Raw genomic sequence first — 16,247 nt, 5'->3', positions numbered from 1 at the left:
TTGTTCAGACGAACACGGTCCAATGTGGGAGCGGGCTTGCCCGCGAAAGCGTCCGGATAGGCGCTATATGAATCAGGCTCTGTCGAGGGCCTGAGCAGCAGCCAGAACCGCATCAACATGCCCCGGCACCTTCACACCGCGCCATTCCTGACGCAGCACGCCTTTGGCGTCGATGAGGAACGTGCTGCGATCCACGCCCATGTATTCCTTGCCATACAGCTTTTTCAGCTTGATCACGTCGAACAGCTGGCAGATGGCTTCGTCCTTGTCGCTGATCAGCTCAAAGGGGAATTCTTGCTTGCACTTGAAGTTCTCGTGGGATTTCAGGCTGTCGCGAGACACGCCGAACACTTCGGTATTGGCGGCCTTGAACGCAGCATACTGATCACGAAAGCCTTGCCCCTCGGTCGTGCAGCCCGGCGTGCTGTCCTTGGGGTAGAAGTAGATCACCACCTGCTTGCCTTTCAGGCCGGCGAGGCTGACGGTCTGCCCGCTGGTGGCGGGGGCTTCGAAATCGGCAACCGGTTGGTCGATGGCAACGGCCATGAAAGCTTCCTTACATTGGGTTCTGTGGGCGCCAGGGTTCGATCAGGGCATCGAGGTTCAGCGCGTCGGCAAAATCCAGGAACTGATCGCGCAGCCAGCTGATCTGCACACCGGGCGGCAAGGTCACGGTAAAGGTGGCATTGAGCATGGTGCCGCCGGTCTGCGGAGCCTGGTAGGTGTCGCAGGTCAGGTTTTCCAGTTCGACATTGTGGTCCATGAAGAACTGACACAGCTCGTTGATGATGTCCGAGCGGTAGGCCGAGCTGACATAAGCGACGTACGGCAGGGCCTGGGGGCGGTTTTCCAGGGCGGCGCTGCGCACCACGTTCACCGTGAACGCATGCCGCTTGGCCAGCACTGGCAGGCTGCCTTCCAGGCGCGCCAGGGCATCCCAGCTACCGGAAATTTCCAGTACCAGCGCACTGCATTCGCCATGCCGGGTCAGGCGAGAGGTGACAACGGCGCAGCGGTTTTCATGGCTGGCGCGGCACAGGACGTTGGTCAGCTCCATGGGGTTGGCGCCGAGGGCACTGATAACAAGGAATTGTTCGCGAACTGTGGGGGTGGACATGCAGCATTCCTAAAGCGATGAGCGGTCGATACGTCCAAAGGGCGTTTTGCCGGGAGCCAGCCTGCGGATGCGAATTCAGAAAACCCCAAGCGGCAGGTTGCAACGTGCTCCGGCAGGGCGGGAGCGAGAGGCGGCAACGCTGGATCAGGGCTTGTGATGCCGAAAATGGAGGCTGAAACCCGACGGACGAGCTTGTCCGTACCGATCAAAGTCTGAAGGGTAGCGAAAACCGGCGCCAAGGGGAATGGCGGCAGCACAGTACTTCGCTTGTGCAAGCATCTTGGCGCCAGTACCATTACGGCTCTCTTTTTCCGGCAGGAGCGGTTTCATGATTGCGGGCAGTATGGTGGCACTGGTCACACCCATGGATGCACAGGGGCGTCTTGACTGGGACAGCCTCAGCAAACTCGTGGACTTCCACCTTGAAAACGGCACCCATGCCATTGTCGCCGTCGGTACCACTGGCGAGTCGGCAACCCTTGATGTCGATGAACACATCGCCGTCATCAAGGCGGTAGTCAAGCAGGTCAATGGTCGCATTCCGGTGATTGCCGGTACCGGCGCCAATTCGACCCGCGAAGCCGTCGAATTGACCCGCAATGCCAAGGAAGCCGGCGCCGATGCCTGCCTGCTGGTCGTGCCGTACTACAACAAGCCGACCCAGGAAGGCCTGTACCTGCACTTCAAGCACATCGCCGAAGCGGTCGACATCCCGCAGATTCTCTATAACGTTCCCGGCCGCACCTCCTGCGACATGCAGGCCGAAACCGTGATCCGCCTGTCCACCGTGCCGAACATCATCGGTATCAAGGAAGCGACCGGCGACCTCAAGCGCGCCAAAGCCATCCTCGATGGCGTAAGCAAGGACTTCATCGTCCTTTCCGGCGATGATCCGACTGCCGTCGAGTTGATCCTGATGGGCGGCAAGGGCAACATCTCCGTTACCGCCAACGTCGCTCCGCGTGAAATGGCCGATCTGTGTGAGGCCGCCCTCAAGGGGGATGCCGAGACTGCACGGGCAATCAACGAAAAACTGATGCCGCTGCACAAGGACCTGTTCATCGAAGCCAACCCGATTCCGGTGAAGTGGGCTTTGGTTGAAATGGGCCTGATGCACGAAGGCATTCGCCTGCCGTTGACCTGGCTGAGCGCACCCTGTCACGAAACGCTGCGCACGGCCCTGCGCCAGTGCGGCGTCCTGGTTTAATTGAGGAAGTACAACGCATGAAGCGAATGGCCGGACTTTCCGCACTTGCCTTGATTATCTCCAGCACCAGTGGCTGCGGATGGATCTGGGGCCCGGAAGGTTATTTCCGTGACCGTGGTAGCGACTACCTGGAAGCGCAACAGACTGCACCGATGCAAATACCGCAGGATGTCCGTACCGCCAAGCGTCTGGATCCGCTGTTGCCGATCCCGCGCAACGTGGCCGATGACACGGTCAAGGGCGAATACGTCGTTCCTCGGCCGCAGCCGCTGACGGCGGGTGCCGATGCCAGTGCCTATTCCCTGCAGAAGAGCGGCGGCTCCAGCTCCATCCTGGCGCAGAACCCGCCGGCGGAAGTCTGGCCTGTGGCTGTTCAGTTCTTCCAGGACAACGGCTTCCGTCTGGATGAACAGCGTCCGCAAACCGGCGAATTCACCACGACCTGGCAGCATTCCGACGAACTGTCCGCGGCCATGGCCAAGCGCCTGAGCGCGGCCGGCGTCAGCACAGACAGCGAAACCCGCGTGCGGGTGCGCATTGAGCCGGGCGTGCAGCGCAACACCAGTGAAGTCTATGTGGTCAGCGCCGAGCGTCCTGCCGGCAGCACCGCTGACGTGGCCTTCACCAACCGTTCGGTCAACACTGGCCTGGACGCGGCACTGGTCGACGACATGCTCGCGAGCATGAGCCGTATCTCGGAGAAGGGCGGTTCGGTCTCCATGCTGGCATCGCGTGATTTCGACGCGCCAAGTCGTGTCAGCCTGAGCGAAGACGGCAGCGGCAACCCTGTGCTGAACGTCGGTACCGACCTGGATCGTGCCTGGTCGAGCGTCGGTCGTGCGCTGGAACAAGGCGAATGGCGTGTTGAAGACATCAACCGCAGCCTGGGCCTGTACTACATCAACCTGGCCGAAAAAGCCGAGAAGAAAGACGACAAGCCAGGCTTCTTCAGCAGCCTGTTCGGCAGTGCGCCGAGCAAGGAAGAGCTTGACGCCCGCGCCGAGCGTTATCAGGTTCGCCTGAGCAAGGTTGGCGAGAACGTCCAGGTCACCGTCGAGAAAAACATCAACACCGTGGCGCCGGCAGACGTGGCGCGTAAAGTGTTGAGCAAGATTCAGGACAACCTGGGCTGATCCTATGCGTTTTGCCGTTCTCGGCAGCGGCAGTCAAGGGAACGGCACGCTGATAGCCAGCGCTGATACGTACGTATTGGTGGATTGTGGTTTCTCCCTGCGGGAAACCGAAAAACGCCTGCTGCGCCTGGGTGTGAACCCTGCGCAGTTGAGCGCGATACTCGTGACCCACGAACATGCCGACCACGTGCATGGCGTGGGTTTGCTGTCTCGGCGCTACAATCTGCCTGTCTACCTCAGTCGCGGGACCTTGCGCGGGATGCGCAAACCGATTGAACCCGCAGGCTTTCTGGCCGGCGGCGAGCAGTTGCAAATCGGCGACTTGAGCATCGGTGTCATTGCCGTGGCCCACGATGCACAAGAACCGACGCAATATGTTTTCAGTGACGGTGAGCGGCGCTTCGGCCTGTTGACCGACCTGGGCTCGTATTGTGACAAGGTGCTGGACGGCTATCGGGACCTCGATGCGTTGATGATCGAGTCCAATCACTGTCGTGACATGCTGGCTCGCGGTCATTACCCGTACTTTCTCAAGCAGCGGGTGGGCGGTGAGCTGGGACATCTGAATAACCATCAGGCGGCATTCCTGGTGGCGGAGCTGGGCTGGAAAGACCTGCAACACCTGGTCCTGGCCCATCTGAGCAGCAAGAACAACCTGCCGCAGCTGGCCCGGCAATGTTTTGTCGACACCCTAGGGTGCGACCCGGACTGGCTGCAACTGGCCGATCAAGATTCAGGGCTCGACTGGCGTCACATCGCCTAGCCCATCTACTTAGCAAGCGGAGCCCATCATGGAAAAACGTGAAGAACTCTACCGCGGCAAAGCCAAATCGGTTTACAAGACCGACGACGCTAACCGTTTGATCCTGCTGTTTCGCAACGACACTTCGGCGTTCGATGGCAAGCGTATCGAACAGCTTGACCGCAAAGGCATGGTGAACAACAAGTTCAACGCCTTCATCATGCAGAAGCTCGAAGCCGCTGGCGTGCCGACCCAATTCGACAAGTTGCTGGGCGACAACGAATGCCTGGTGAAGAAGCTCGACATGATCCCGGTCGAGTGCGTCGTGCGTAACTACGCCGCTGGCAGCCTGGTCAAGCGCCTGGGTGTCGAAGAGGGCATGAAGCTCAACCCTTACACCTTCGAGCTGTTCCTGAAGGACGACGCCAAGGGCGATCCGTTCATCAACGAATCCCACGTCGTGGCATTTGGCTGGGGCACCGCCGAGCAACTGGTTCGCATGAAAGAACTGTCGCTCAAGGTCAATGAAGTCCTGAGCAAACTGTTCGACGACGCCGGCCTGCTGCTGGTCGACTTCAAACTGGAATTCGGCGTGTTCCACGATGGTTCCATCGTGCTGGGCGACGAATTCAGCCCGGACGGCTGCCGTCTGTGGGACAAGGCCACCGGCAAGAAAATGGACAAGGACCGCTTCCGTCAGGGCCTCGGTGACGTCATCGAAGCTTATGAAGAAGTTGCCAATCGTCTGGGCGTACCGCTTTAATCGACGCAAGCATCTGAAAGCACAGAAATATTTCGCTTGGGGGGTTCGCTTCCAGCGAAAGTGTTGTTATGATGCGCGCCGTTGGAGAGATGCCAGAGTGGCCGAATGGGACGGATTCGAAATCCGTTGTACCTTCACCGGTACCTAGGGTTCGAATCCCTATCTCTCCGCCATTACATAGAAAAAGCCCCGTAGCTGAAAAGTTACGGGGCTTTTTCGTTTCTGAAGCTTTTTCAGTGGTCTATCGCTGCCGACATCTGATCAAGGGGGCCCGCGAACAGACCTCGATCAAGGAAATCCGGTTGCTTAAACGTGAACCGCGTCAGGCTATTGAACCTGAGTTGGATAGACGGCAGTCGCACCAGCTACCTAAACTGTCAGCAGATTTGGGGATCGGGGGCAGTGGATGAATCGCAACGAACTTCGCAAAGCGGATATCAACCTGATGGTGGTATTCGAAACGCTGATGCTTGAGCGTAATGTCACTCGGGTGGCGGAGAAGCTGTTTCTCGGTCAGCCGACCATCAGCTCTGCCCTCAACCGCTTGCGTGCAATGTTCAATGATCCGCTGTTCATACGCGTTGGTCATCGCATGGAGCCGACAGCGCGGGCAGAGGAAATCATCAAGCACCTGTCGCCGGCGCTGGACTCCCTGTCCGTGGCCTTGAGCCTGACCCATGATTTTGACCCGGCCAGCAGCACGATGACGTTCCGCATCGGGTTGTCCGACGATGTCGAGTTCGGGTTGTTGCCGCCATTGCTGCGAGCCTTGCGCCAGGAAGCGCCCAACGTGGTGTTTGTGGTGCAGCATGTCGATTACTGGCGGATTCCCGACTTGCTGGCGTCTGGCGATATCACGGTGGGTATCAGCCAGACTCGTGGCTTGCCGGCCAATGCCAAGCGCAAGTTGCTGCGACACATCCAGCCCAGCATTTTGCGCGCCGATGCCTCAGACACACTGCTGACCCTCGATGAATATTGCGCGCGACCGCACGTACTGGTGTCCCATACCGCCAACGTCAGCGGCTACGCCGACGAGTGGCTGGCGGAAATCGGCCGCACGCGCCAGGTGGTGCTATCGGTACCGCAATACAGTGCGTTGCCGGCCCTGCTCGCCGGGACGGACCTGATTGCCAGCCTGCCGGACTACACCGCCGAGGCGATGGCTGCATCGGGAATGCTGTTCAAGGAACCCTTTCCGATCAAGACGCCCACCCTGGATTTGTCCATGGTCTGGCTCAGTCATGTCGATACCGACCCCGCCGAGCGCTGGTTACGTTCGCGCCTGGAGGCGTTCATGAGTGAGCGTGCCGTTTTGCCGCTGCCCGAATGAACAGGGCGGCGCTGTGTTATATGTACGACCTTTCCACCCACTGACAGGAACCGACTCATGCCTCACCTGCACATGGAATACACCGCCAACCTGACTGATCTGAATGCCGATGTGGCATTGATGCGGTTGAACAATACGCTGGTGGCTTCCGGCCAGTTTGCTGCCGAATTCGACATCAAGAGCCGTGCGGTCAAGGTCGAGACGTTCAAGATTGGCACGGCACTGGCTGAGCGGGCGTTCGTGCATGTGAAGCTGGCGCTGTTGAGTGGTCGTTCCGCACAGATCAAGAAACAGCTCTCCGAAAGCCTGCTGGAGGTGGTTCGGGAGTTGTGCGAATGGCCGAGCGGTATTGAGGTTCAGCTGTGCGTGGAAATTCTCGATATCGATCGCGATTCCTACAGCAAGACCGCCATCAGCAACTGAATATCAGGCCGTTTCCTGCTCGGCGCAGGCCTGGATCACTTGCTCTCGTAGCCAGGTGTTGGCGCTGTCCTGATCAACGCCTTGGCTCCACTGCATATCGAGAGTGAAACCCGGCAAACCTTCGGGTGCTTCGCAGTGATTGAAGGTGTCTGCGCTGGCCAGTAGTTGCTGGATACGGCGGGGCAGGGTCAGGGCATAGTCGGTGCCGGTAATCAGCTTCAGCGCTGCGCTGTAGCTGTTGGCGCGCGCGATAATCTGGCGCTGTCGTGCCTGTTGCGCAAGCCAGCCGTCGACCATGTTGGTGGCGGACGTCCAGGGTGTCGGGAACACGTGTCGACGTTCGACGTAGGATTGCAGACTCAAGCGCGGTTCTGCCGGCGTGGCGCGCTTGTCGAAAACACAGACCAGATCGTCTTCGAGCAACGTCATCGATTTGAAATCGACGTGGCTGCGATGAAAGTTCGGGCCGAAACACATCACCAGGTCGAGGCTGCCGTCGCGCAGCGCTTGGGCAGGGATATCGGCTTCGAGTTTGAACACATTGACCATCACCGGAAGATCGGCGAGGTCAAAGGTTTTCAACAAGCGCGGCAGGATCAGTTGCTCGAAATATTCCGGTGCGCAGATGTTGAAAGTCACAGGTTGCAGACCCGGGTCGAACGTCGGTGAGCCGGCGTGACACAGGTTGATGCTTTCCAGGATTTTCAGCACGTGAGGGTACATCGTGCAGGCCTTGCAGGTGGGCTGCATGCCACCGGTGCGGGTATTGATGAACAGTTCGTCCTCGAAACAGGTGCGCAGTTTTTTCAGGCAGTAACTCACCGTGGACTGGCTGACGCAAAGCGTCTCGGATACGCCGGTGACGCTGTTTTGCTCGTACACGGCGACGAACACCATCAGGTCCTGCATGTCGAGTTTTCTAAGCGAATTACTGTTCAGCATCCGTTCTGTCTCGCTGCGCCCCTGCGCTGACCGTGCGCAAGTGTGAGCGAATGATCCTAGCGGAACGAGGGCGCATTGAGAATGATTTGCAGGAGGTTTCGGATCAGGCCGAGTCAGCCCTGGGCTACCAGCGACACTGCACGGCGGCTGGACATCAGCAGTGCAAACATGCCGATGCCTACCAGTACCGCACCGGCCAACTCCAGCGGCAGAGGCATCTGGCGCCCCCAAAGCCAATGAAACAAGGTGATGAACAGCGTGCTCAGGTAGATGTAGGAAATCACCGAGGACGGCGCGATCACGCCGATGGCCCGATGCAATAGCCAGAACGTTGCCAGCGTGGCGAATACGGCCAGGTACATCAGCCAATAGAAGTCGTTGAGCGTCAGTAATGATGCCGAGCGCCAACCGCCACTGAATCCACAGAGCGCCAGTAGAAACAGCGCACCGAACAGCATGTTCCAGAACGTCATGGGCACCGGCCCGCGCCCCTTCAGGCTATTGGTTTTCAGGCGTTGGCTGAGGGGGGCGTAGAGCGCCATCGCCAGGCAACCGATGCCGTACACCGTCAAAGCATACGGCGATGGCAGCTCGCCGGGGCCGGTGCCTTTCATGATCAGTAACACAGCCCCGGCAGCGGCGAGCAGCATCGGCACAATCCGTTGTCTCAGGCGGCTGTCAGGTGTCAGCGCGGCTTCGAAACCCAGGGTCATCAGCGGCACCAGCGTGAACATCGTCCCGGTGTTGACGGCTGTGGTGTAGCGCAATGCTTCGAACAGTGAGCCGAAGTACAGCGCGAGCAGCAGGCCGAGCACCGCGTGACCGAGCAGCCCACGGGCGGTCATGACGGCATCGCCTTTAAGCAGCAACAGCGGCAGAAACACCACGGCGCAAAACAGCAGGCGCAAACCGGTCAGCAGGATCGGGTCAATGGCCTGGCTGACTTGCGCCGCTGCGGAAAACGACGCGGCGATCAACAAGGCCCAAAGCAGCATGCTGGCGTGAGCGGCGGCGAAACCGGTGGTTTTCATGGCTGGCTCCGGATCAATGGATGTGGCGGGTGTAGTGCCTTGGGTTGAAGCGCAAGACCATCAACATCATCAGCACCATGACTGCCGTCAGCGACCACCAGGCCCATTCGAAGCTGCCGAGCTGGTCGCGGATTATCCCGGCCAGCAGCGGCGACAGGCCGGCAATCAGGTAGCCGATGCCTTGAACGAACGCGGTCAGGCCACCGGCGCGCAAGGGATTGTCCAGGTGATCCAGCGATACAATCAGGCTCATAGGGAACAGGCCGCCAATGCCCAGCCCCAGCAGGCATGGCCAAATCAGGCTCAAATGCTGCGGGCTCAGAATCAGTCCGCTGAAGCCGGCGATGATGAGCGTCAGCAATACCATCAGCACGTTGCGGCGATCGCGGTTGCGATTGGCGATGACGGGGGTCAGCAGACCTGACAGCACTTCCATGGCGGTCAGAAATCCGAGCAGCAACCCGGCGTGCTGTTCGCTCCAGCCCTTTTCCACGTAGTACGGCGCCAACCAGGCCAGAACACAGGTGTAGGACGCAGTGCTCAGGCCAAAGAAGATCGCGAGTAACCATGCGCGGGAATTGGCGAAGAATGAAACGTTGCTGGATGTCTTTGAATCCAGTGTCGGCATCCCCGCGCGTTGGGTGCCCCAGAACAGCAATGCCAGCACGGCGAGAACGGCCCAGATCGCCAGACCCATGCGCCAGCTGCCGGTGCGCTGCATCACCAGCGGTGAAAAGGACGCAGCAATGGCGGCACCACCCATGATCGACGTGACGTAGAGCCCCATGCTCAGGGCAACGTGGTCGCTGAATCGGGATTTGATCAACGCTGGCATCAGGGCCTGGATCAAGGCGATCCCGATACCTGCCAGCACCGCGCTGAGGATCAACTCCGCTGCTGAATCAAGGAACAACCGCGAAACCGTGGCCACGCCGATGATCAGCAACGAGAACACCACCGTGCGCTGATCGCCGAGTTGCTGGCTCACGCGCAGGCCGACAAACATCGCCAGTCCCATGGCCATGACCGGCAACATGGTCAGCAGTGAAGCCAGGCTGAAGCTTAGCGGGATGTCGACGCGAATCACCGGGAGCAAAGGTCCGACAGCGGCCATGGATGGGCGCAGGTTCAGGGCAACCAGGACAATGCTGAACATGAACCAGAGGGCAGGGAGGGAAGTGGCTCGGGTGTTTTCCATGATCGGGCCTTGAACAGTAGGATTCCGATTAGGCGCGTGATGCCTGGAGACGGCAAATCAGAAAGTCTGGCGTGGTATTTAGAAATTAAATACAAGTCACTGCGACGCAGACCCCCTGTGGGAGCGAGCTTGCTCGCGATGAGGCTATGAATTTCACTGGGTCTGTTGACCGACACACCGCTATCGCGAGCAAGCTCGCTCCCACAGGGGTGGCACCACTGAACGGCCAAATGTTTAGCCAGGCCACATCCAAGGTTCTTCAAATCCTGATTTAACGACTCAACCCATCGTGTGACGCTGCGGGTCATCTGTTTTCTGCGGTTCTCTCTATGGACGGTTGGCCAGTCGCAATCCACTTCAAGGCATCCACAGACGCCCGAGCGTCGAGCCTTGGTCGTCGATTCACACCCGCCACCGCGCCAAACCTCTCTACACTTCCTTCTGAACTGGCCTTCTGGGCGCTGTGGCATTGTCGCCATGCGCGCCCGCCGGATTCGTGCTCTTTCCGTTGATAGTCCCTACCTGTTCCGGTTGATGCCGGGATTAAAGTGCGGGTGCTGTTGCGTACCCGCCTGACACGGAAAAAGAGAGTTCCCATGAGTTGTGCCACGACCTCGTTTGCCACCAGGCAAGAAGCCCTGACCTTTCTGGAGCAGAACCCGGATATTGAAATGTTCGAGCTGTTCATCCTCGACAACAACGGTGTGCCGCGCGGCAAGCTGCTGCATCGTGACGAGTTGCTGGCGGTTTATGAAAGCGGGCGACCATTGCCGAGCACCATCCTCGGGCTGACCATCAACGGCGATGATGTGGAAAACTCCGGGCTGGTCTGGGATGTCGGCGATATCGACTGCCGGGCCTACCCGATCAGCGGCAGCCTCACGCGCATGCCGTGGCGTCTGATACCGACCGCGGCCGTGCAGGTCAGCATGCACCCGACAGAGGGAATGCCCGCCACCATTGCCGATCCCCGCCATTTGCTGGCGAAAGTTATCGAAGGTTTACAGGCTGACGGCTATTACCCGGTCATGGCGGCGGAACTGGAGTTCTACCTGCTGGATCAGCAACGCGACAGCAATGGCCGGCCGCAACCGGCACGGGATGTCGATGGCGGGCGTCCGCGCGGAACGCAGGTCTATGGTTTGCGCGAGCTTGAGCAGATCGAGCCGTTTCTGGCCGATCTCTACAGCGCCTGCAAGCTTCAAGGGATTCCGGCGCGCACGGCCATTTCCGAATACGCGCCGGGGCAAGTGGAAATCACCCTCGAACACCGCACCGACGCATTACAGGCGATGGACGAAGCGGTGCGCTACAAGCGCTTGGTCAAGGGTGTGGCACACAAGCACGGCATGACAGCCTGCTTCATGGCCAAGCCTTTCGATGACCTGGCCGGCACCGGGATGCACATGCACGTCAGCCTGGCGGACAAGGACGGCAACAACCTCTTCGCCAGCGAAGCCCCGGATGGGACGCCACTGCTTAAACAGGCCGTCGCAGGCATGCTTGGCACCCTGCTCGATTCGCTGTTGCTGTTCTGCCCTAACGCCAACTCCTACCGTCGATTCCAGGCCAACAGTTATGCGCCACTGGCGGCCACCTGGGGCGTGGACAACCGCACCGTGAGCTTGCGCGTACCGGGTGGGCCGGCGTATTCCCGGCACATCGAGCATCGGATTTGTGGCGCAGATGCCAACCCCTATCTGGCGGCTGCGGCGATTCTGGCCGGTATTCATCGCGGTATACGCGAACGACTCGACCCTGGTGCGCCGGTGGAAGGCAATGGCTACGCCCAGGCCACGAAATTGCTGCCGACAGACTGGCTGACCACCTTGCGATCGCTGGAAGGTTCGAGTTGGGCCAGGGAAGCCTTCGGCAGGGAGTTCCTCGGTGTCTACCTGGCGGTGAAACGCGCCGAATATCGTCAATTCATGGGTGAGGTCGGAGAGCAGGACTGGCGTTGGTATTTGCACCAGGCTTGAGTCGAAGCTGGACCCGGGCTGAACCATTCTCAAATAGTCTGGAAGTTTCAGGCAGGTTTTGTAAGCCAACTAATTGTTGGCTTCTTTTTCACAAAAAATTGATGGTTGGCTACCTAAAATCAGAGCTGTCTCGGTAAATGAAATTTTCACATTTGCCGAAGACACTTTTTCAGGACCCGCCGAATCTCATGCTTAAGATTAAAGCTGTGCGCCCCGAATGGGTGACACTGATTGCCAGCGCATTTTTGTTAGTTGGCTTCAATTTTGTACTCTGGCAGCACCTGTTCGAAATCACCGCGTCCGATGGCAAAGGCATCGTCATGCGTGTGGCCTTCGGGGCGATGATCTTCGCGGCGTTCAACATTGTGCTGACCCTGCTGGCATTCCGGCCGGTGCTCAAGCCGCTACTGACCCTGCTGTTCATGATCAGCGCGGGCGTGGCGTATTTCATGAGCCAGTATGGTGTTCTGATCGACACCGGCATGTTGCGTAACTTCGCTGAGACCAATGCTACGGAAGTGCGCGACTTACTGTCGCCCAAGTTGTTTGTTTATATCGTGCTGCTCGGCGTTTTACCGTCTTGGCTGTTGTGGAAGACACCGATTGATTATCGCCGTTGGCACCGTGAACTACTCAGTAAAGTTCTGGTGACTTTTGCCTCGGCAGCGGTCATTGGTGGTGTTGCACTGGTTAACTATCAAGGCCTGTCTTCGCTGTTTCGCAATCACCACGAGTTGCGCCTGATGGTGGTGCCAAGCAACTACATTGGTGCCTCGGTTGGTTTCTTGCGCGAGAAAGTAGCAACGGCACAGCAACCCTTTGTCAAAATCGGTGAAGATGCCGTGCGCAATCCGGCCTGGCAAACTCACGGGCGCAAATCCCTGACGGTTCTTGTCGTGGGTGAAAGTGCCCGGGCGGAGAACTTCGGCATCCTTGGCTATAGCCGCGACACCACTCCGAAACTGAGTAAGGAAGATGGTCTGATCGCTTTCACCGATGTGCACTCCTGCGGCACTGAGACAGCCGTATCGGTGCCTTGCATGTTCTCCAATATGGGACGCAAGGACTACAACGCCAGCAAGGCAAAGAACGAAGAAGGCCTGCTGGATGTGCTCAAGCATGCGGGTATCGACGTGATCTGGCGTGACAACCAGTCAGGCTGCAAAGGTACGTGCGATCGCGTCACTATTCAGGACGTCAGCAATCTGAAAGATCCGGCGCTGTGTGCCAACAGTGAATGCCGCGACGAAATCCTGCTGCAAGGACTGCAACATTTCATCGATACCCTGGACAAGGACACGGTGTTGGTACTGCACCAGATGGGCAGCCACGGTCCGGAGTACTTCAAGCGTTATCCGAAAGAGTTCGAACGCTTCACCCCGGTTTGCGAGAGTAACGCCCTGAACAATTGCAGCCGCGAAAGTATCGTCAACGGCTACGACAACACCTTGGTATATACCGACCATGTGCTGTCGACCTTGATCGATCTGCTGCGCAGCAACCAGGGCAAAGTGGATACCGCGATGCTGTATCTGTCGGACCACGGCGAGTCCCTGGGTGAATACAACTTGTTCCTCCACGGCACGCCTTACATGCTGGCACCGGAGCAGCAAAAGCATGTGGCCATGTTTGCCTGGTTCTCCGACAGCTATAAGAAGTCGTTTGCGGTAGATACCCACTGCCTGCAACTGAGTCGTGAAAAGCCCTTGAGCCAGGACAACCTGTTCCATTCGATGCTTGGGCTGCTGGAGGTCAACAGCAAGGTCTACAACCAGGATCTGGACATGTTTGCCGGATGTCGTGGTCCAGTGGTCGACGGCGCGTTGGCCAAAGATTGAGTGCTCCGATTTTGTTTCACACGGCGGCCGCCGACCTGCGGCCTGTAGAACTTTTATCAAGAGCCATTGCACATGTCCGCTCAGCCTCCATCCGCCATCGAGCTTGAGATCGCCCGGCGCTACGACCAGGAGCACGCGCGCGTCTGCCTTCAGCCGCAAGCGCCGGGTCTGGCCGGGCGTCTGGCGCTCTGGCGTGAGGAGCGTTTGGTGCGCAAGGCACTCAAGGTCGCCGGCGAGCCAGGCCTGATCCTTGATGTGGCTTGTGGTGTGGGGCGTTTTTGGCCGGTGCTGGCCGAGCACGCAAATCGGGTGATCCTCGCGACGGATCCGTCTCAAGACATCCTCGATCATGCCCGCACACATCACCCGCAGAGCCTGTTGAAACGGGTCAAGACCTTTCAAAGCTCCGCGTTCTCGATTGGCTTGTCGGAGAACGCGGTTGACTGCATTTTTTGCATGCAGCTGTTTCAGCACCTCCATAACCCGGAACATCGTCTGGCGATGCTGAGCGAGTTTTACCGGGTCAGTCGCGATACGGTGATTGTCGCGGTGCGCCTCGACGGTCTTTTCAAGGGCGCGCATTCAGGCGTGGAGGGCGTTCCGGCCCGGCCGTTACCGAGCAAGACCGAGGTGGAAAGCGAGTTCAGGCAGGCGGGTTTCCGTTTGCTTAGCCATCAGGACTTTTTACCGGGTTGCGCGCGGATGCGCATCTACGTGCTGGGTAAGACCAGCTAGCCCGACGTTGTCGGACTATTCTGTATGTCACGCAGTAATTTTCGCTAACGCTCTTGTTCAGTGGATGCGCGGAAATCGCCGGGGGCGATATATACTGCGCGCCATTCTTCAAGGGAGAGCCGTGTGGCCATCGATATTCACTGGATTCGCGACAACGATAGCCTCGGACGCTTGTGTGCCGAGTGGCAGCAATTGCCATTCGTTGCCCTCGACACCGAATTCATGCGGGTCGATACCTTCTACCCAATCGCCGGCCTGCTACAGATCGGTGATGGCGTTCGCGCCTATCTGATCGACCCGCTGACCATCGACAACTGGCAACCATTGGCCGCGTTGCTGGAAAACCCGGCGGTGGTCAAAGTTGTCCACGCGTGCAGCGAAGACCTCGAAGTCCTGCTACGCCTGACCGGCAGCCTGCCGGCGCCACTGTTCGATACGCAATTGGCTGCCGCTTACCTGAACCTCGGTTTTTCCATGGGCTATTCGCGGCTGGTGCAGGAAGTACTCGGCATTGACCTGCCCAAGGGTGAAACCCGTTCCGACTGGTTGCAACGTCCGCTTTCCGAAACCCAGATCAGCTATGCCGCCGAAGATGCCGTGCACCTGGCTGAAGTGTTCGTAAAGCTGCGTCCAAAGCTGTCTGCCGAGAAGTACGCCTGGGTCCTGGAAGACGGCGCCGAACTGGTGGCCAACCTGCGCCGCGAGATCGATCCGTACGAGGTCTATCGCGATGCCAAGCTGGCCTGGAAGCTGTCTCGCGCCCAACTCGCCGTTTTGCGTGAACTCTGCGCCTGGCGCGAACAGGAAGCCCGGGCCCGTGACCTGCCGCGCAACCGGATCATCCGCGAACATTCGCTGTGGCCGCTGGCGCGTACGCAACCGGACAACCTCGGTGCCCTGGCGAAAATCGAAGACATGCACCCGCGTACCGTGCGTCAGGATGGCGAGTTTCTGCTTGATCTGATCAAGCGCTCTGGCAGTGTGTCGCCTGATCAATGGCCGCCCGCCGTGCCGGAGCCGCTGCCGGTGGATGCCGCCGCATTGCTCAAGCAACTGCGGGCCATCGGTCAGACCGAGTCCGAACGCCTGAACATTGCGCCGGAACTGATGCTGCGCAAGAAAACCCTGGAAGCGCTGCTCAAGAGCGGCTTCCCCAATGGTCCCTACCAATTGCCTGATTCGCTGCGTGGCTGGCGCCGCGAATTGATGGGCCAGGCGCTGCTCGACAGCCTGGCCACCGCCGGAGAACAGCCTTGAAACGTATTTGTTCCATCTACCGCAGCTCGAAGAAAAACGAAATGTACCTGTATGTGCTCAAGAGCGATGCTCTGGAGCGCGTGCCGGAGCCCCTGATGGCAGCCTTCGGCAAGGCCATCCACGCGTTCGACCTGGTGCTGAGCCCTGAGCGCAAACTGTCGCGCGAGGACATCACGATCGTACTGGAAAACCTCGAAAAACAGGGTTATCACCTGCAAATGCCGCCTGCCGAAGACGAGTACATCGAGCACTTGCCGGAAGAATTGTTGCGTCGCAACGATCCGGTGTGAGCGGCAGACAGGCTCTGTTCAGAGTGGTTATGAAACACTGATTGATTTTAGCGATGGCAGCATCGACGGAGCACCGCTCTGTCGGTGGCCGTCTGCACCGTTTTTGAAAGGTTTGAAGCATGCGCGTCCTGATTGCTGAACACGACCACCCCGTGTACGCCCAACTGTTGCGCGAGGCGGCACCGGATCTGGAGGTGCTGACCAGCGGTGATTCCGCCGAACTGGCCAGCCAGGCCGCCGATTGTCCGGTGTGGCTCCC

The 16,247-nt window shown here is 58.9% G+C and carries 16 protein-coding genes, 1 tRNA gene and 1 pseudogene; 13 read left to right on the top strand and 5 right to left on the bottom strand.

Features of this window, described 5'->3' with window-relative positions; genetic code table 11:
* Positions 1–72: 72 nt before the first annotated feature.
* Both PMI29_RS20210 and PMI29_RS20215 read right to left on the bottom strand, forming a co-directional pair.
* On the bottom strand, positions 73–546 hold the full coding sequence (locus PMI29_RS20210) for a peroxiredoxin (protein ID WP_007996205.1): 474 nt from the start codon (positions 544–546) through the stop codon (positions 73–75).
* A gap of 10 nt (positions 547–556) precedes the next feature.
* Complete coding sequence (locus tag PMI29_RS20215) at positions 557–1,117, bottom strand: glycine cleavage system protein R (protein ID WP_007984753.1); 561 nt, start codon at positions 1,115–1,117, stop codon at positions 557–559.
* A gap of 328 nt (positions 1,118–1,445) precedes the next feature.
* Between PMI29_RS20215 and dapA the strand changes: the two genes are divergently transcribed.
* The 7 genes from dapA to PMI29_RS20250 all read left to right on the top strand — a co-directional run bounded on the left by dapA (position 1,446) and on the right by PMI29_RS20250 (position 6,718).
* Positions 1,446–2,324 (top strand): 4-hydroxy-tetrahydrodipicolinate synthase, encoded by an 879-nt coding sequence (gene dapA / locus PMI29_RS20220; protein ID WP_007996203.1) that lies wholly within the window; start codon positions 1,446–1,448, stop codon positions 2,322–2,324.
* Between the two features lie 17 nt (positions 2,325–2,341).
* Positions 2,342–3,457 carry an outer membrane protein assembly factor BamC gene (gene bamC, locus PMI29_RS20225; protein ID WP_007996201.1) on the top strand — a complete coding sequence of 372 codons (1,116 nt, stop codon included), beginning with the start codon at positions 2,342–2,344 and terminating at the stop codon, positions 3,455–3,457.
* 4 nt (positions 3,458–3,461) lie between these two features.
* A complete protein-coding gene (locus PMI29_RS20230) occupies positions 3,462–4,220 on the top strand; it encodes an MBL fold metallo-hydrolase (protein ID WP_007984759.1) in 759 nt (252 codons plus the stop codon).
* A 28-nt stretch (positions 4,221–4,248) separates the two neighbouring features.
* Positions 4,249–4,962: a phosphoribosylaminoimidazolesuccinocarboxamide synthase gene (purC, locus tag PMI29_RS20235; RefSeq protein ID WP_007944067.1), complete on the top strand. Its 714-nt coding sequence runs from the start codon at positions 4,249–4,251 to the stop codon at positions 4,960–4,962.
* 83 nt (positions 4,963–5,045) lie between these two features.
* Positions 5,046–5,135, top strand: a tRNA-Ser gene (locus PMI29_RS20240).
* 233 nt (positions 5,136–5,368) lie between these two features.
* Positions 5,369–6,295 (top strand): LysR substrate-binding domain-containing protein, encoded by a 927-nt coding sequence (locus PMI29_RS20245; protein ID WP_007996200.1) that lies wholly within the window; start codon positions 5,369–5,371, stop codon positions 6,293–6,295.
* Positions 6,296–6,352: 57 nt separating this feature from the next.
* Positions 6,353–6,718, top strand: a complete 366-nt coding sequence (locus tag PMI29_RS20250) for a 5-carboxymethyl-2-hydroxymuconate Delta-isomerase (RefSeq protein WP_007996199.1) — start codon at positions 6,353–6,355, stop codon at positions 6,716–6,718.
* 3 nt (positions 6,719–6,721) lie between these two features.
* Here PMI29_RS20250 and PMI29_RS20255 read toward each other — a convergent pair whose 3' ends face one another.
* From PMI29_RS20255 to PMI29_RS20265, 3 genes are all read right to left on the bottom strand, one after another.
* Positions 6,722–7,660, bottom strand: a complete 939-nt coding sequence (locus PMI29_RS20255) for a LysR family transcriptional regulator (protein ID WP_007996196.1) — start codon at positions 7,658–7,660, stop codon at positions 6,722–6,724.
* Between the two features lie 113 nt (positions 7,661–7,773).
* Positions 7,774–8,691, bottom strand: coding sequence for a DMT family transporter (locus PMI29_RS20260; protein ID WP_007996194.1), 918 nt, complete (start codon positions 8,689–8,691; stop codon positions 7,774–7,776).
* 13 nt (positions 8,692–8,704) lie between these two features.
* Positions 8,705–9,889 (bottom strand): cyanate transporter, encoded by a 1,185-nt coding sequence (locus PMI29_RS20265; protein WP_007996193.1) that lies wholly within the window; start codon positions 9,887–9,889, stop codon positions 8,705–8,707.
* A 596-nt stretch (positions 9,890–10,485) separates the two neighbouring features.
* On the opposite strand from PMI29_RS20265, the gene PMI29_RS20270 reads away from it, so the two are divergent.
* The 6 genes and pseudogenes from PMI29_RS20270 to PMI29_RS31940 all read left to right on the top strand — a co-directional run.
* Positions 10,486–11,868 (top strand): glutamine synthetase family protein, encoded by a 1,383-nt coding sequence (locus PMI29_RS20270; protein WP_007996192.1) that lies wholly within the window; start codon positions 10,486–10,488, stop codon positions 11,866–11,868.
* A gap of 188 nt (positions 11,869–12,056) precedes the next feature.
* Positions 12,057–13,706, top strand: a complete 1,650-nt coding sequence (locus PMI29_RS20275) for a phosphoethanolamine transferase (RefSeq protein WP_033052206.1) — start codon at positions 12,057–12,059, stop codon at positions 13,704–13,706.
* Positions 13,707–13,778: 72 nt separating this feature from the next.
* Positions 13,779–14,441 (top strand): class I SAM-dependent methyltransferase, encoded by a 663-nt coding sequence (locus PMI29_RS20280; RefSeq protein ID WP_007996189.1) that lies wholly within the window; start codon positions 13,779–13,781, stop codon positions 14,439–14,441.
* A 123-nt stretch (positions 14,442–14,564) separates the two neighbouring features.
* Complete coding sequence (rnd, locus tag PMI29_RS20285; RefSeq protein WP_007996188.1) at positions 14,565–15,698, top strand: ribonuclease D; 1,134 nt, start codon at positions 14,565–14,567, stop codon at positions 15,696–15,698.
* Positions 15,695–15,988 (top strand): YcgL domain-containing protein, encoded by a 294-nt coding sequence (locus PMI29_RS20290; RefSeq protein WP_007996186.1) that lies wholly within the window; start codon positions 15,695–15,697, stop codon positions 15,986–15,988. Before rnd ends, PMI29_RS20290 begins: the two co-directional genes overlap by 4 nt.
* Positions 15,989–16,107: 119 nt before the next feature.
* Positions 16,108–16,247 (top strand): annotated as a pseudogene (locus tag PMI29_RS31940) (D-2-hydroxyacid dehydrogenase); the annotation flags it as partial.

The organism is Pseudomonas sp. GM49 (assembly GCF_000282355.1).
Classification (GTDB): domain Bacteria; phylum Pseudomonadota; class Gammaproteobacteria; order Pseudomonadales; family Pseudomonadaceae; genus Aquipseudomonas.
This window is presented reverse-complemented; position numbering and strand designations above follow the sequence as displayed.

Bases quoted from the DNA above. Each gene is read 5' to 3' on its own strand.
- PMI29_RS20275 (WP_033052206.1), top strand. From the start codon at position 12,057: ATGCTTAAGATTAAAGCTGTGCGCCCCGAATGGGTGACACTGATTGCC.
- PMI29_RS20255 (WP_007996196.1), bottom strand. From the start codon at position 7,660: ATGCTGAACAGTAATTCGCTTAGAAAACTCGACATGCAGGACCTGATG.
- PMI29_RS20250 (WP_007996199.1), top strand. From the start codon at position 6,353: ATGCCTCACCTGCACATGGAATACACCGCCAACCTGACTGATCTGAAT.
- PMI29_RS20260 (WP_007996194.1), bottom strand. From the start codon at position 8,691: ATGAAAACCACCGGTTTCGCCGCCGCTCACGCCAGCATGCTGCTTTGG.
- PMI29_RS20230 (WP_007984759.1), top strand. From the start codon at position 3,462: ATGCGTTTTGCCGTTCTCGGCAGCGGCAGTCAAGGGAACGGCACGCTG.
- PMI29_RS20215 (WP_007984753.1), bottom strand. From the start codon at position 1,117: ATGTCCACCCCCACAGTTCGCGAACAATTCCTTGTTATCAGTGCCCTC.
- PMI29_RS20210 (WP_007996205.1), bottom strand. From the start codon at position 546: ATGGCCGTTGCCATCGACCAACCGGTTGCCGATTTCGAAGCCCCCGCC.
- PMI29_RS20280 (WP_007996189.1), top strand. From the start codon at position 13,779: ATGTCCGCTCAGCCTCCATCCGCCATCGAGCTTGAGATCGCCCGGCGC.
- dapA (WP_007996203.1), top strand. From the start codon at position 1,446: ATGATTGCGGGCAGTATGGTGGCACTGGTCACACCCATGGATGCACAG.
- purC (WP_007944067.1), top strand. From the start codon at position 4,249: ATGGAAAAACGTGAAGAACTCTACCGCGGCAAAGCCAAATCGGTTTAC.
- bamC (WP_007996201.1), top strand. From the start codon at position 2,342: ATGAAGCGAATGGCCGGACTTTCCGCACTTGCCTTGATTATCTCCAGC.
- PMI29_RS20245 (WP_007996200.1), top strand. From the start codon at position 5,369: ATGAATCGCAACGAACTTCGCAAAGCGGATATCAACCTGATGGTGGTA.
- PMI29_RS20265 (WP_007996193.1), bottom strand. From the start codon at position 9,889: ATGGAAAACACCCGAGCCACTTCCCTCCCTGCCCTCTGGTTCATGTTC.
- PMI29_RS20270 (WP_007996192.1), top strand. From the start codon at position 10,486: ATGAGTTGTGCCACGACCTCGTTTGCCACCAGGCAAGAAGCCCTGACC.